13 protein-coding genes and 1 CRISPR repeat array (1 of these 14 running past the window's edge) are annotated in these 14,512 nt (G+C 50.8%); of the genes, 5 read left to right on the forward strand and 8 right to left on the reverse strand.

Annotation, left to right across the window (positions count from 1 at the left end):
- A CRISPR array of direct repeats spans nt 1-116; the repeat unit is 29 nt; unit sequence GGAACTACCTCCGCATACGCGGAGAAAAG; it begins 280 nt to the left of the window's first position.
- Between the two features lie 18 nt (nt 117-134).
- From cas2e to cas6e, 4 genes are read right to left on the reverse strand one after another with little or no spacing between them, the layout of a single operon-like run.
- Nucleotides 135-506 (reverse strand): type I-E CRISPR-associated endoribonuclease Cas2e, encoded by a 372-nt coding sequence (gene cas2e / locus CULFRC11_RS00135; protein WP_038620244.1) that lies wholly within the window; start codon nt 504-506, stop codon nt 135-137.
- A complete protein-coding gene (gene cas1e / locus CULFRC11_RS00140; RefSeq protein WP_023634792.1) occupies nt 507-1,460 on the reverse strand; it encodes a type I-E CRISPR-associated endonuclease Cas1e in 954 nt (317 codons plus the stop codon).
- Nucleotides 1,457-4,150, reverse strand: coding sequence for a CRISPR-associated helicase/endonuclease Cas3 (locus CULFRC11_RS00145; protein WP_023634793.1), 2,694 nt, complete (start codon nt 4,148-4,150; stop codon nt 1,457-1,459). The genes cas1e and CULFRC11_RS00145 overlap by 4 nt, the downstream gene beginning before the upstream one ends.
- 20 nt (nt 4,151-4,170) lie before the next feature.
- A complete protein-coding gene (gene cas6e, locus CULFRC11_RS00150; protein ID WP_023634794.1) occupies nt 4,171-4,881 on the reverse strand; it encodes a type I-E CRISPR-associated protein Cas6/Cse3/CasE in 711 nt (236 codons plus the stop codon).
- Between the two features lie 214 nt (nt 4,882-5,095).
- Here cas6e and CULFRC11_RS00155 point away from each other — a divergent pair, with 214 nt between their 5' ends.
- From CULFRC11_RS00155 to cas5e, 4 genes are read left to right on the forward strand one after another with little or no spacing between them, the layout of a single operon-like run.
- Nucleotides 5,096-6,706 carry a type I-E CRISPR-associated protein Cse1/CasA gene (locus CULFRC11_RS00155; RefSeq protein WP_023634795.1) on the forward strand — a complete coding sequence of 537 codons (1,611 nt, stop codon included), beginning with the start codon at nt 5,096-5,098 and terminating at the stop codon, nt 6,704-6,706.
- A complete protein-coding gene (locus CULFRC11_RS00160) occupies nt 6,703-7,296 on the forward strand; it encodes a type I-E CRISPR-associated protein Cse2/CasB (protein WP_023634796.1) in 594 nt (197 codons plus the stop codon). The genes CULFRC11_RS00155 and CULFRC11_RS00160 overlap by 4 nt, the downstream gene beginning before the upstream one ends.
- Nucleotides 7,296-8,363 (forward strand): type I-E CRISPR-associated protein Cas7/Cse4/CasC, encoded by a 1,068-nt coding sequence (cas7e, locus tag CULFRC11_RS00165; RefSeq protein ID WP_023634797.1) that lies wholly within the window; start codon nt 7,296-7,298, stop codon nt 8,361-8,363. Before CULFRC11_RS00160 ends, cas7e begins: the two co-directional genes overlap by 1 nt.
- An 11-nt stretch (nt 8,364-8,374) precedes the next feature.
- A complete protein-coding gene (gene cas5e / locus CULFRC11_RS10945; protein WP_023634798.1) occupies nt 8,375-9,067 on the forward strand; it encodes a type I-E CRISPR-associated protein Cas5/CasD in 693 nt (230 codons plus the stop codon).
- Nucleotides 9,068-9,142: 75 nt separating this feature from the next.
- Here the strand turns inward: cas5e and CULFRC11_RS00175 are convergent, their stop codons facing one another.
- A complete protein-coding gene (locus CULFRC11_RS00175) occupies nt 9,143-10,177 on the reverse strand; it encodes an IS1/IS1595 family N-terminal zinc-binding domain-containing protein (RefSeq protein WP_023634799.1) in 1,035 nt (344 codons plus the stop codon).
- Between the two features lie 414 nt (nt 10,178-10,591).
- Between CULFRC11_RS00175 and pld the strand changes: the two genes are divergently transcribed.
- Entirely contained in the window at nt 10,592-11,515 is a 924-nt protein-coding gene (gene pld, locus CULFRC11_RS00180) for a phospholipase D Pld (RefSeq protein WP_023634800.1), read from the forward strand.
- Nucleotides 11,516-11,573: 58 nt separating this feature from the next.
- On the opposite strand, the gene CULFRC11_RS00185 is transcribed toward pld, so the two are convergent.
- Genes CULFRC11_RS00185 through CULFRC11_RS00195 form a run of 3 tightly spaced genes read right to left on the reverse strand, consistent with a single transcriptional unit; the run spans nt 11,574 to nt 14,469 of the window.
- Nucleotides 11,574-12,407 carry an ABC transporter ATP-binding protein gene (locus CULFRC11_RS00185; RefSeq protein ID WP_023634801.1) on the reverse strand — a complete coding sequence of 278 codons (834 nt, stop codon included), beginning with the start codon at nt 12,405-12,407 and terminating at the stop codon, nt 11,574-11,576.
- 8 nt (nt 12,408-12,415) lie between these two features.
- Complete coding sequence (locus tag CULFRC11_RS00190; RefSeq protein WP_023634802.1) at nt 12,416-13,402, reverse strand: FecCD family ABC transporter permease; 987 nt, start codon at nt 13,400-13,402, stop codon at nt 12,416-12,418.
- Nucleotides 13,402-14,469: an iron chelate uptake ABC transporter family permease subunit gene (locus CULFRC11_RS00195; protein ID WP_023634803.1), complete on the reverse strand. Its 1,068-nt coding sequence runs from the start codon at nt 14,467-14,469 to the stop codon at nt 13,402-13,404. Before CULFRC11_RS00195 ends, CULFRC11_RS00190 begins: the two co-directional genes overlap by 1 nt.
- Between the last annotated feature and the right edge of the window lie 43 nt (nt 14,470-14,512).

Raw genomic sequence — 14,512 nt, forward strand, 5'->3', positions numbered from 1 at the left:
GGTATAGATTAATGGCAGGGCTAAAAGGAACTACCTCCGCATACGCGGAGAAAAGGGTTGGACAGCCGAAGGACTCTCCCATCGGCTGGAACTACCTCCGCATACGCGGAGAAAAGACTAAATAACCTGCGCGTTTACTCACTCTCCGGGCAAAAATCCTCCAAAACTTCGTCTGGAATAATTGCATCGGCTTCATCCAGGGGGTCAGCAAAACGCACGTCTTCTATTAGACCACGAGCAGAGAGGAAAAGGCCATCAATATCAACGACGGGGCGCCGTTGTTTTCCTGTTGTGCGGATTCTGAACCCTTGCTCAGCATCATATTGCGGGTGAATCAGAGTAAGGGATCCTGCTAGGTCTATGGATTGGCATTTTTCCCAAAGGTTTTCCATAACGGCTCTGGATAGAACTCCTACATAAAGACCTGCGTCTACTTCTGAAAAGAAGCGACTGAGGTAGCCGTTGAGGTGGTTCGGAAGGTTATGTCCTTGGATGACCGCAAACATTTATTTACCACCATATTGTGTGTGCCCTGGGACTTCGTGGTTTCTTCCGCCGATGAGGCGGTCGTCGGTACGCTCGGGGAGATGCGGAGTGAGGATCTCCATCATAATGTGGATCATGTTTTTGAGGAGGTCCTGATTCACGATTTCGCTTCGCACGAGTCTTCTAAACTCGGAACCATCGTCATCGTTGTTAGCGCATTTGAAAGCAGCGGGGATTGTGAGAGTTGGTTTATAGAGGTCGGCGAGGTCAAAGAGGAGGGAACGGATATCTCCACGATGAATGATCCCTAGAGCTGGGTTAATTCCTAGCGCTGCGCATGCCGAGGCGGCGCATCCGTAAAGGATGGAATTTCCCAGTTTAAGGTTGGTGTTCACGGGATCAGTGGCGTTAGTATCGCGCTTAAAATTTTTGATCTTATGTTGAGCACTGAGCCTTTTGTATAGGTTTCTGATGGTCCGGCCTTCAATGCCACGCATAACTGCGATGGAGTCTGCTTCTATTTCTTCTATGCCCAGTTGTCGTTTGTATAGGATTCGAGCAGCTGTCCGTTGTTTGGCTTCGTTTGATGCAAGACGTGCTTGCGCGATGGCCCATCGTGCAGAGGACGTAAGTGGGGTGGACAAACTATATGCTTGAACACCACCGCCACCGGTAAATAAGACGGAGACACCTGCTCGCGCACAAGAGGTAGCGGCAGGCTGACTTATGCTAGTTCCTGGCCCCAGCATGAGCACCGCAAGTCCTCCTACAGGGAGTTGGATCCGAGCTTTGATCGGGAGATCTTTCAGCTCGGCAGGGGCTTTTTCGTCGCCACGGCTTACAGCGATAACCCCCGTTCTGTCTTGTCTGATTAGGCAATATTCGAGATACAGAAAAGATACTCTGTCTTCGAGCCTGATTTGTTCAGAAGCTGGGATAGTAGAAAATGCGAGGGCTTCATTGGAATAACTCACTTTTGTGGGCCTTTCAAACCGCTCTGGAGGTCATATTCGTCAGGCTGGATATGTACGGCTGAATAGCCGGAGAGCAGGGTTTTTGCCTCTGATAGCGGGATCTCCCTGCTGGTGATCGGGAGAAATTTCTTTGAGTGCGGTATCGAGATAGACGCACGGAGTGCTCTACGGAGAGACTCGCTGTCTTTAGCGGAAATTGCTATAAGCTTTTCCACGCTATCCGTCCACGCGCCAGGAATCGTCCCCGTAGGATCGCAAAGAATCGCCGAGATAGTCGGATAGTCGATGAGTCGAGTAGCTCTTTCTTCTAGATCCTTTGCAGAAGTGATCTGAAGAAAATCCTCTACTACGCAATCAGAGGCTAAAACCTGTCGTGGTTTCCCATGCTTTGCAAAATCAATACGTGACGTACCTGCTTGGCGCTGTTTGGTGACCCAAGAGGCAACCTCGTTGAGATAATCATCGGCGAGAGCCTCGCGTTCTTCAGCAGAGCCACAATCTTCCGGTAATGACACTTTTTGGAAGAGTTCTTGCAACCCAGGCGTGGTCGCATCAATAAAATCCTGAATATCAGCAGGGAACTCAATCCGGTCTCTTTGTTTGAGCCATGATTCCACCCTGTACAACTGCGAGCGTAGATAGGGGAGCGTCTGGCCTGTACTAGGCGAATCCACTACTGCAATGGTGAGCTTTTTCCCCACCATCCCTGGGACACGTACCTCCCTTTGTGGATCGAGACGTCGCCACAATCTTCCTGCGCGTTGAATAAGAGAGGGAGCCGGGCATAGCTCGGTTCGGAGCAGATCGAGGTCAATATCAAGGGATGCCTCGATTGCCTGTGTACCAATAACAAGGGTGGCGGTTGCTGTTCCTTTTTTGCCGATTGCTTGTTCTAACTTTGTTGCTGCTTCTTTGCGATGCCCCGCGGTCATACGAGAATGCAAGACAATCGGTGACTCATGGGCTAGAGCTTCTGCAATGGATTGTGCGCGACCAACCGTATTGCAGATAATGCCAATCCGTGCTTGTGGAAAAAGTTTCCTTTGCTCGATAACCCACTGCACGTGAGAATCCACAATCTCATTGTGTGCAATTTTGTCTATGCGGATTGGGATGGTGAAAGCCTCAGTGGGGATGTTCTCCTGGGTGGTTTCTGTGTTCTTACTAGGTGTAGACCAGTCTTCTAGAGAAGGAAAGACTCCTTTAAAGTGTGGGTCTTTTCCAGTGTAAGAGAGATGGAATTTTTCTCTTTGCCATGCAGGCATTGTTGCGGTGAGGAGAGTGACCGGAGTGTCGGTAGCAGACCACCATTCTAAAAGACCAGACATAAGTTCTGACTGGTACTGATCCATCGTATGAACTTCATCGACCACCACATGTGCGTTGGCGAGGGCTAACAAACGGAGGTGGTTAAACTTTGACGGAAGGGCACCCATCAATGCTTGATCGATGGTTCCAACGCAGACAGGGGCTAGGAGTCGAGGTGTGCCAGCGGAGCGAACAAACTCTGTGGGGTAGAGTCCGCCGTTATCTTTGTAATTAGCGTCGTCTGAAGAACCTTGTACTGGGACGATGGGATGGGCATAAAAATCTTCGGTGACGGCAAGTCCGTGAGCAAGCGAAGCGACGTTAGGCGTGCCGTCGAAAATTTTCCCAATACGCTCCATGATCGCGTTGGTTGTGGCTTGCGTGGGGAGAAAGAATAACAGCCTTTCTTTACGCTTAACATGGCGCAATAAAGCGGCTTCCGTTTTTCCTGCTCCCGTAGTCTCCATGACGTTGAAGAGACCATCACCGGCGTTGAGCGCTGCTTTCTGTGTAAAGCGTGGTTCATAATCGCCAAGAACTGCGCGTATTCCAGCTGCTTCTGATTCCCAAGGGTGATATGTTCCCACCGTGTTTTCTATGATCTCGCAACAGAATGCCTTTCTGTTAGCGATCCACTTTTCCGGTTGGTGGAAAAATAGCTCTTCCTTTTGCAGCGCTTGCAAACCATTATCTGCCATCTCTGATTGCGATGCGATTCGGTCCGCCAAAACTACTAAGCCGCTGATCAGAATCGCAGAAGCTGGGCTAATGTGCTTAATCTCGGGCTGTTTTTCCAGTCCGACAGCTTGGAGCAAGGAAGACACCAAGAGCTCATGCGTTGGGCTCCAGCCGTTGTCGTCGAAGATATCCTCTATATCTTCTAAATCATCCTCATCGCTGAGGAACCCCGGAGCGGAAAAATTGCCGTGGTGTCCGATAATGGCAAGCTGGGGCCATACATCTTTGACCTGTAAGAACTTAGTGATTTCCCAGCCCAGAATGGAAAGCGTTATGTTCTCATGCCGACGTTTTTCTTTAGTTTCTTCAAAAAGAGCAGAGGTACCGTTGCTGAGAGGGAAACCTGCTTTTTGAATAGCGTCGCGCAGCGTTATCCATTCCTCTTTTTTATTTCTTCTTTGGGCCTGAAAGTAGGGATTAGCTTTTCCTAGATCATGGATTCCAGCCACAAAACCAAGGATTTTTTCCACGTCTGGACCGAGCTCTGTAGAAAGTCGGTCCCGTAGTCCCTTCCGCAGCCAATGATTAAAAAGGCACGTGGCTGCGGTAGCGGTATCCAAAAGGTGCGCGAGAAGCGGATAAGGCTCCGACACATTATCAAACTTAGCCCACAAGACATGGTGGTTGGTGCCTGCGTTTGTCATTGTTTGCTCTTATCGCTTTTCTATATCGGACGGAAAGTGAGCATCCCACAGCCATAAGACTTTGCACGACCTATGCCGTGCATAAGTATCTTTTGCAGTTCCGCCGGATCTTTTACATGGGCGAATCCATCAATCGTGTCCACCTGAACTGTTCTATTACTAGTCTTTTCTCCGTGCCTGTTTGCCCCTAAGACCTGCCTGCCATGGCGAACGATGTCGATATTTTCTAAAGCAGGAGAGAGTTTTTCTTTCACCCATTGTCCGGCCGCTGTTTCAGTTGGGTCTGAGTCGAGTGCCTTTAATGACAAACACGTGGTCTCTGTTTTTCTCTTTGTGTTTTCTGTGGCATCGATGGTTTTGCGCCGTACTGCGTTAATGGAGAGCCTGAACTCTATGGGGGTTCCGGCTTCTGGAGACACCAGATCAACCTGACGAATTTTAATATGGTTATCAAGATTGTGATTAGAGGGCTCAATTGACGACTGCACGAAAAAATATGGTGGTTGTCCGGGCAGTGCCTCCAGTCGGAAGAGGATATTGGCATCAGCTCGAGCGTTGTCTGATTGATGTTCCGGGAAAAGGGCCATGACGGCTCTGTGTCGGAAGACTGGATCGTCTACGTCCCAGCGGGGCTTGTTTTCTGAATCTTTTGTAGCGGAATCGCCCAAAACGAGTGACTTATTGAGTGCGATATGTGCTGGGAAACTCGTCCAATAAATAGTGTTTGGCATGGTAGACCTCTTTCTGTATAGCATCGATGGGGAAGAAGCACCTTGGCCAATGATTCCTCGCGTTCTGCGGGGGTAGTTCCTGTTATATTTTCGGGTTTGGCTTTTCCTCGCGTTCTGCGGGGGTAGGGTGCTTCTTCTCCCTTGTTTCAACTTTATCAGACTGTTAAATTTTAGGTAATAAGTTTTAAGAAATTAAAGTTGAAGGAAGGGGACCATGAAAAGCAATGTTTTTAAAGACTTTCCATTCGTAAAAACTAATAAGGGGCCCATGACTGTGGAAGAGTTTTTTCATTCCAGTCATGAAGAATCTCTCCATTTAGATCTTTCCATTCCTGGATATGAATATGGGGCGATTTGGCGATTACTTGCCTCACTCACTGCGGTGATAGTGCAACGCGATCCTTCACTTCTAGAGAGGGGGGAAAGTGGCTCTGAACTGAGGATTGATCCAGAATTTATATCTCAAATACTTGATGATTTAGGATCAAAAATAAGTTTGACTGAGGGGAAAAATCTTTTTTTCCAACGCCCTCTTTTGGAGGGGGAAAACCCGAAGGATACCGCTCGGTATGTGGGACCGGGGAAAGATCCTGCTTGGAAATTATCGCCAACTGCCCCCAGTGAAAAATCCCAGATTTATTGGAACTTAGAGAAATTAAAGCCCGAATCCCTGGAAGCTGTAGACGCGATTGTTGCGTTGATGGTTTTCTCTATGTATTCGTTTACCGGAAACTCGAAATACGATGGCGCAAAGTGTCTCAACGGATCACCAGGTATCAGGTTCCTTGGCGGTGGAAACACGGCCACGGAATTCATCATTGAATCTAAAACGCCACTGCTATCTTTACTTAAATCCACTCCACTGGAATGGTGCGAACCAAGCGGATTGCCTGCTTGGCTAGATCGAACAGGCGCTGAATCTCGAAAACCCAATGGGGAAATGCATCCTTTATGGCGTGCAACGTGGAGTTCTAATACTGCAGCATGTTGTTGGGACGGAGAAACTCTAATCGGTGTGGGCATAGGCGGAATTCCTCCAGAATGGTATGCCCTTGAGATGGGAAGCAAACCCGAGGCTAGGAAAGAATGGTGGGATCAAAGAAATACCGAGGATCCTTTCTACTTCTATCAACCTGATAAGGGCGGAGCTTTAAAAGCAAAACGCCTTGATTTAAGCCGTGACCTCACAGAACTAGCTGTGGAGTGGGTTGCAGAAGACTTGTCCACAGCATTAGCTGAGAGAGTGCGCGGTCGCGCATTAAGAGTCGATTTTAAAGAAGACTCGTTATTGTTTATCAGGCACCAGATAGGTGGCAATGCTTCCTCTGCGATGATCCGTGAGTCGGTGGTTTCTCAAGCTCGAAAGCAGCAGTGGGTCTTTGACCCCACCGGAGCTCTGCAGAAACAAGTGCGGGGCAAGGCAGACTTTATTCTCTCACTGAGAAATATCGTGTTGAGTCCGTTTAGGCGAGAGAACAAGAGCGACCGCGATAGAGGGCGAAGAGTATTAGATAATTTGGCCAGCGAGAGGCCAAAGATGAACGAGACTTTTTGGCGGGAAATCGCACCGATATATGAGGAATTTATCCTTTATTTCACAGAACAAGTGTCTGGAGATGAGACAAGGAAAGAAGTTCGCGCTCAAGCGAAAAAGACTCTCAAGGAATTGGAAAAAGACGCCGTTAGGACTGCTCAAAAAGCATTCGATATGGTCCTTGAACCCTATCTGCTACAGAATCCCAGCCAGGCCTATGAAGTGCGTCGACGCATCCATTCTTATTTGGCAAGCAAGATTGCAGAGGCAAATGAAGGTGATCAGAAGTGACAACTAATAGACCTAAGCAACCATGGACGCCTTTGGTAGCCGAGTTTGCACAGAGAAAGAAGGATAAGGAGTTTCGGGCCAAACGATCGGCACTTCGTGCCGGATCTGGAATCTATACGGAGTTCCGTGCTTACTCGTATGTTCTGCCGTTTCTAGGGGAAAAAGCCTCAGAAGCGCAAAGGACCGCTTTGCTGCGTTGCATGGCAGCGTTGGCTGAGTATCCGGATATTGTTTCCAGCGGTGAAAAAGCTACAGCTTCATCGGTAGGTCAATGGGTGAACCGTGTTGCCTTTGACGGTAAACAAGGGCAGTCAGAACCCGACTCTATGGTGGCGTCTCGAATCAAATACCTGCATACGCAGGATCTGGAAGAAGCAATTTCTTCTTTGCGTCGCATCATGGCATTTGCCGACAGAAAAAACATGGCTATCAAGTTGAATCCCTACCAATTTGTCGAGCTTTTCTGGTATTGGGGAAATGGGTTTACAGACGCGTCGACAAAGCATCGACTTAGCGTTCTGCGCGATTTTTACAGCACCAAGCAAGAAGAAAACACTGATCCACAAATCTCTTCCGAAGGAGAAAAGTAATGTCTCGTCATCTCACTATTCACGTTGTTGCTTCTGTTCCTTACTCCAACCTCAACCGTGACGATTCTGGTACACCGAAGAATGTTCGTCGAGGCGGAGTGACATGTGCACTATTAAGCTCCCAGTCCATTAAAAAGGGAATTCGCACTAAGTACGAGGATGCGTCTTTGGACACCTCGGTGCGTTCAGGTCGTATCGCGGACGACGTGCTTGAAAGGGCGAAAGTACTTGCTCCGGAGGCAGACACTAAAGCGCTAGAAAAAGCAGTAAAGAAGATCATTGGTACTTTGACAAAGGTTGCCGAGGCTAATGAATCTGAAGGTGAATCGGATCGTTCGATTTGGTTAAGTGCCGAGGAACTAGAAGCCGCCGCTGTGAGCGTGGTTGAGCAAGCAGAGAAGAAAGACTTTATCGAGGACGGCCGGACAGGTTCGCTGGCTATCGCTGCCTTTGGCCGCATGTTCGCGGCTGCTCCGCAGAAGGGAACCGAGGCTGCTCTGAGCGTGTCACCTGCGGTAACTACCCACGGCGTGACGATTGCTACGGATTATTTCTCTACGGTCGATGATATTCGTGAACGAAACCGCGATACGGGAGCAACCTATCTTGGCGTGTCACAGTACACCACCGGCGTTTTCTATCGGACAGTGACAATTGATAAAGAACAATTGCGCGAAAGCTGGACTGGTTTGGATCGCGAAGACGCAAAAGAAAACCTTGCTGCGCTAGTAAACGCGATCATTTATGGACTTCCGCGCGGAAAACAACACTCAACGGCGCCTTTTGTCCAACCTGCTCTGATCTTGGCGGAAGAACAATCCTATCGCTGTGCTTATGATTTTGAGTCACCGGTACAAGCGGATACTCGTAAAGGCGGCTACCTCAAGCCGACCTTGGAAGAGCTGAAACGCCAGTATGACTCTGCCAGGGCTTTCGACGCAGATAACTTTGGGGAAACCCAGGTAGTTTCCGGAACCTACCCTGAGGTATCTGAATTCTTTGCTGGTGCTAAGTATGCTGACAAGAATGGTTTTATCGACGAAGTTGTTGCCTGGATTCAGCGTTAACTGGTGATCGTATGACAACTACCTCGGTATATCTACGATTAGCTGGACCATTGCAGTCATGGGCAGGGCCCGCTGTAACGGGAAACTTTGTACGAACGGGGCCGATCCCCACGCATTCTGCATTAGTTGGTCTCATCGCGGGTGCTTGTGGCTATCGACGTGACGAGTGGCCCGATTGGCTTAATCACCTTAGCTTTCGGGTTCGTGTGGATCATCCTGGAAAATTCGTGGAAGATTTCCAAACGGTGTCAGCCCATGAAGAGGAGATGCTGTTCCGTGAGCGTCTGATCTTGGCGACGGGAAAACGACCCAGCGCTAAGACAACGCGTTTAACTCCTGATGGGCGCGGAATGACAAGCATTATCCAGCGGACCTACCTGGCAGAAGCCGAATTTATCGTTGAAGTCGCATCGGATACGCATGGTGAGCTACTACGCGATGCGTTACGCGCGCCGAAGTTCAGCACTTATTTAGGACGTAAGGCTTTCGCGCCGGCATTCCCGTTCTATTTAGGAGCTACTACGGACGTCGATGTGCTTCATCGCATCCCTGCGTGTGATCTTTCTGGCGCTAAACGCGATACCGCGCGTGTTCAGATCCATCACTGCAGCGCTGAGCTGCACACCTCGGCGGAGCATATTAACGTACCTGCGGTGCAAGAGCGCTCGGATTGGTTAGAAAAGACCAAAGCGCTGTTTGCATAAGCTCCTAAGACGTGGCCTCTTACACTTCTGTGAAGAGGCCACGTCTCTGTATGTGCTGACAGGGCGAAATATCGATCATTCCCAGTGGTCGTGTTTGATAATGCGCTCGGGTATAAAAGGAGACTCAGTTTTACTATTCAGATACCACTCCACCATGCGTCGGGCATGTTCGTGGTTGATGCCGCGATGGGTGTGGAAGAGTTTTTTAATGTCTGCGCTGAGGTCGTCTCCCAGAAACGAAGTTTGGCAGGGCAAAGCTGCATCACTGAGAGGGATAGCGGATTCTGTGAGCTGAAAGAAGAGCTCTTCTTTTTTGATCAAAGTCCTATACATTAAGCGGATCGACCGCAATTCTTTATATGTCCACTGCCAGTTACAACTGTTTTCATTGTGATTAGCGTTGGGAGAATCGGTGCGGTGTTTCAGCAGTTCTTTCCAGGTAGTTTCCCACGTGTTGTAGCGATCAAGCCACAGTTGTGCCTGCTCGGAGGTGTAAACGTAACTAAGGGAGTCGGTCAGGTTTTTGATCTCTATCGCAGGCTGTGTGTGAGGTGTGTGTGAAATCTTCTGATCAACGCTTTCTTTGATACTGGATAAGCATCGACGCATCGGTATCCCCGGCCATAGAGATTGAATCGCCTGAGCCGTGGATTCATCTCCACTGATAACCGCAGCACTTGGCCGCGGAAAATAGGTATATACCTGCGCGCAAGTGGTTTTATCGTCTTTGCGTACCCACTGCCATCCCAGTACATGAGTGCTGTTATAGGCCACGACGAGACACCATGACTGAAAAAACGTGCCTTCATTCATTACTAAAATGCACGCTTTGTCTTCCATAGACGGCTGTGGGACAGGAACTTGCCAGCACCACGACATTAAACGGCGTTGGGTTCGTGAAACATCGCTTTTATCACGTGGTTTGCCCCCTAAGATCCACGATATAAACGCTTTCATCTGTCTTTGATGCAGCGTTCCGGACCGCATTGCTGTCGACGACGCTCCGCATCCTGTACATCGGTACCGGGTTTTCCCTGCGGATGTCTTGCCGTTCTTTTTGACAACACTGCCGCATATATCGCAGTGATGTCCGTATGGATGTGAGGCCATAATTTATAATTAGCAGCTTTAAATCTGCTACACATAGCCTAAAAACGGCAATATTGGACACACTTTTTGGCCTTTAAGGCTAAATCTTTGGTCAGTTTGACTCATTTTTACGCGTTTATTGTCTGCGCATAGTGCCTGATTGATAGCACTAACCTTTTGTCGCGCATCCTGGCTTCTGTTATTAGAAGTCAATTCTCTCCCGCTTTCTGTCAATTTACTAAAAATTATATGAGCCATAGTTACAGGCAATAACCATTGATTTTATTTTGGCTTAAGTTTCACAATGGAGGTATGGAGCAAGTTGTTCATACTGGTCAGAGGATATTTTTGAACATCTCTCCGTGAAAAATCTATCCGCAAACGATGGTGCGATGTCCTCTTGGTTGTCACGCACCGAATGTAGAGGGATGAACGATGAAGAAAAAAGTTGTTTTATTCTTATCTATAATTATGGGAATCTTATTTCCTGTAGGAAATGCGGTAGCAACGCCTGTTTCACATGACGCAGCTTCCACAGGAAACCGACCCGTTTATGCGATTGCTCACCGGGTACTTACTACCCAAGGCGTAGACGATGCAGTCGCAATTGGCGCGAATGCACTCGAAATTGACTTCACGGCATGGCGTGGCGGCTGGTGGGCGGACCATGATGGTATCCCCACCAGCGCGGGAGCTACCGCAGAGGCGATTTTTAAACATATCGCCGAAAAGCGGAATCAGGGAGCAAATATCACTTTTACCTGGCTCGATATTAAGAATCCTGACTACTGCACAGACCCTCATAGCGTGTGTTCCATTAACGCGCTGCGCGACTTAGCACGCAAATACCTTGAACCGGCAGGCGTTCGAGTGCTGTATGGGTTCTATAAGACGGTTGGTGGCCCAGGGTGGAAGACAATCACTTCTGACCTGCGCGATAACGAGGCGGTAGCGCTCAGTGGTCCGACGCGCGACGTGCTGAATGATTTTGCAAAAGCGGGAGATAAGATCCTGACCAAGCAAAAAATCGCCGACTATGGGTATTACGACATCAACCAAGGGTTTGGTGATTGCTATGGCGACGGAAACAAGACATGCGATCAACTGCGTAAATCCAGTGAAGCTCGCGACCAGGGAAAACTCGGTAAAACTTTTGGGTGGACAATCACTACGGGTCAGGATGATCGCGTCAATGACCTCCTAGGGAAAGCTCATGTAGACGGAATGATCTTTGGTTTTAAAGTGACCCACTTCTACCGCCATGCAGACACTGAAAACTCTTTCAAAGCCATCAAGACGTGGGTAGATAAGCACTCCGATACCCATCACTTGGCCACTGCCGCAGATAATCCGTGGTGAGTTTAGACACCACCAAGTAGGCATCGCATTCTAGGGTCTCCCGTAGCGTTGGGAGGCCCTAGTCCTGCATCATTGCGACGTTTGGCACTGGCAATTCGGTTGGGATGACGATGAGTTGGTCGTCGATAAGCGTGGTACGAACGGTGATGTTAAAGACCTCGGATATGAGCTCTGCGCTGATCACGTCTTTGGGGGATCCTGTGGCTACGACGCTTCCATTTTTCATAACAATCAGATGGTCGGCGTAGCGGACGGCTTGCTGGAGATCGTGGAGTACCGCGACGACAGTGCGATTGAGCTGGGTTGTCAGGGAACGCGCTAGCTCAAGGAGCTGGTACTGGTGGGCGATGTCTAGGAAGGTGGTGGGTTCGTCGAGAAGCACCGTAGGGGTGTTCTGGGCGAGAACCATGGCAAGCCACACGCGCTGGCGCTGACCGCCAGATAAATCGGTGACGCGCTTGTGTGCGAATTCTTTAACGCTGGCGGCACTGAGCGCGGCATCGACGGCCCGAGTGTCTTCCTTGGTCCACTGATGCAACCAATTGTGGTGGGGGAACCGCCCGCGGCGGACGAGCTCTTCTACGGTGATGTCGGCGGGGGTGATGGTGCTCTGGGGGAGAAGCGCGAGTTGCTTGGCTATCTCCTTGGTGTGCAGGTGGGTGAGGTCGTGCCCGTGGAGATAGATAGAGCCAGTATCTGGGGCAAGAATGCGGGCGCAGCTTTTAAGCAATGTTGATTTTCCGCATCCGTTAGGGCCGATGATTGCCGTGAACTTTCCGGCGGGGATATCGACGCTCAGGTCGGTGCTCACTACGTGTTTATCCCAGCTGAGGGTGACATTTTCTGTGTGAAGCGCGGAGCTAGTGGCTGCGGAAGTGTTGGGTGTATGCATGGGAATCCTTAGGTGCGTCGAGAAGCTGAGGCGATGAGCGTGAGTAGATAAATGCCGCCGATAACCACGGTGACTAGTCCCACGGGAAGCTGAACGGGGGAGAATGCCCGCTGGGCGATGATGTCTGCAACAAGGAGCAGCGTTGCTCCGGTGAGTGCAGAGACTAATAAAGGAGTGCGGGGGCTGGCAGTAATGCGTTGTGCGATATGTGGAGCGGCCAGCGCGATAAAAGAAATAGGCCCGGCGATGGCGGTCGTGATCGCGACGAGGAGGACTCCGACGACCAACAACACGAGCTTGCTGCGGTTGACCGGGAGCCCCAGTGCCGTGGCGGTATCGTCGCCGAGATTGAGGATGTCAATGCGCGATCCTAGGAGTAGAGCAAGTGTCACGATAACGGCCAGCGCTATGACAGCAGGGGTGGCCGCGGACCAACGGATTCCGTTGAGGGTTCCGGCGCCCCAACTGGCGGCGGACATTGCGGTGTTGAGGTCGCCACGGGTGATAAGCCAGCGGTTGAACGCCGAGAGCATTGCAGAAATGCCAAGGCCGACCAGGATGATGCGGAGGCCGTCGATACGCACGCGGACGGAGAACGCCATGACCGCGAGGGCCGTGGCTAAGCCGCCGACGAGAGCGCCGAAAGCGACAGAAGCGAAACCGGTCATGCCTGCCATCATGGTGAGAATGACCCCGGTGTAGGCGCCGGTATTAAAACCAATAATGTCGGGAGAACCCAGCGGATTTCGGGTTAAAGCCTGGAAGAGTGATCCCGCGATGCCTAGAGCGGCGCCGACAAGGAGGGCTGTGACGATTCGCGGGGCTCGCCAAGAAAAGACGATGGTATGAGCAAGGCCAGATTCATTGCCTTGGAAAACAGACCAGACTTTGGCGGTGGTGATGCCCGCGCCAGGCAGAGAAACAGCCACTGCTGCAGAGAGGACCAGCAGCAACACCAGAATGAGCACGGTATAGAGGGAACGGCGGTGGATCATCACATTTCCCCCTTCCTGCTTTGGGCATATGCAATAAGGAACGGCGCACCAATAAAGGACACAACCACTCCCGCGGGAAACTCACCGGGAACGATCAGGCGACCAACAATATCCGCTACAACAAGAACAAGCGGACCGAGAAGAAGGGACGTGGTGAGCACCCGGGGGAGGTCTGGTCCCACGATCCATCGCGCAACGTGGGGAACCATAAGTCCAAGGAAGATAATGACTCCGGCTGCGGCAGTAGCGCTGGCCGCGAGGATCACTACAGCGATAAAGGAAATAAAACGGATGCGTGCGGTGGATGCGCCGATGGATGTAGCCATGGCGTCGCCCAAAGCCAGCGCATTAAGCCCATGAGCGCACGTGAGAGTGAGGACAATACCGCACGCAAGACCAGCGCCAGCGATGCCTAAAGGTGTAAGCGTGCCGACGTCCACGCTTCCCACCATCCAGCTCTTCAACCGGTCAAAGGCCTGGGGATTAACCAGAGAGAGTCCCTCGCCGATTCCGGAAAGAATCGCACTCAGGGCAACACCGGCTAGAACCAACCGGACCGGGTCTGCCGTTGCTGAGCGATGAGTGCCCACCGAGTACACCACCGCCGCGGCGGCACACGCTCCCGCGAGAGCTAGCGCTAAGAACACCCACGAGGAAGACGCACCAAACAGAGCGATGCCTACCACGATGGCAAAAGCGGCACCCGAGTTAATGCCCAATGCTCCGGTGTCTGCCAGCGGATTGCGGGTGAGTGCTTGCGAGAGCGTTCCAGCCAGGCCAAGAGACATGCCGGCGACAATAGCAAGGAGGGTACGGGGAATTCTCCTATCCCACACAATCGTGGAAGACACATTAGTGGGATCCGGGTGGAGGATGGCGTTAATGATCTCGGGGAGAGGGATGAGCCTCGCGCCGACCATGACGCTTACGACGCTTACCGCTACGAGTAATACTGCAAGTAGCGCTGCTACGGCGATTAACGGTCGGCGCGTTCGTTGTGTGTTGCGTGGATGCTTCACAAAGAAACTGCGGTGCGGGTTAGAACTGGATGTGGCGGTCGAAACCATTGTTCTATGTTAACTACAACAATTAGTTTAGGCTAAACTGCTC

This window comes from Corynebacterium ulcerans (genome assembly GCF_000767685.1).
Taxonomy (GTDB): Bacteria; Actinomycetota; Actinomycetes; order Mycobacteriales; family Mycobacteriaceae; genus Corynebacterium; species Corynebacterium ulcerans.

Coding starts and splice junctions, on each gene's coding strand:
- cas2e (WP_038620244.1), bottom strand. CDS start 506: ATGTTTGCGGTCATCCAAGGACATAACCTTCCGAACCACCTCAACGGC.
- CULFRC11_RS00145 (WP_023634793.1), bottom strand. CDS start 4,150: ATGACAAACGCAGGCACCAACCACCATGTCTTGTGGGCTAAGTTTGAT.
- cas6e (WP_023634794.1), bottom strand. CDS start 4,881: ATGCCAAACACTATTTATTGGACGAGTTTCCCAGCACATATCGCACTC.
- CULFRC11_RS00155 (WP_023634795.1), top strand. CDS start 5,096: ATGAAAAGCAATGTTTTTAAAGACTTTCCATTCGTAAAAACTAATAAG.
- cas7e (WP_023634797.1), top strand. CDS start 7,296: ATGTCTCGTCATCTCACTATTCACGTTGTTGCTTCTGTTCCTTACTCC.
- cas5e (WP_023634798.1), top strand. CDS start 8,375: ATGACAACTACCTCGGTATATCTACGATTAGCTGGACCATTGCAGTCA.
- CULFRC11_RS00175 (WP_023634799.1), bottom strand. CDS start 10,177: ATGGCCTCACATCCATACGGACATCACTGCGATATATGCGGCAGTGTT.
- pld (WP_023634800.1), top strand. CDS start 10,592: ATGAAGAAAAAAGTTGTTTTATTCTTATCTATAATTATGGGAATCTTA.
- CULFRC11_RS00185 (WP_023634801.1), bottom strand. CDS start 12,407: ATGCATACACCCAACACTTCCGCAGCCACTAGCTCCGCGCTTCACACA.
- CULFRC11_RS00190 (WP_023634802.1), bottom strand. CDS start 13,402: ATGATCCACCGCCGTTCCCTCTATACCGTGCTCATTCTGGTGTTGCTG.
- CULFRC11_RS00195 (WP_023634803.1), bottom strand. CDS start 14,469: ATGGTTTCGACCGCCACATCCAGTTCTAACCCGCACCGCAGTTTCTTT.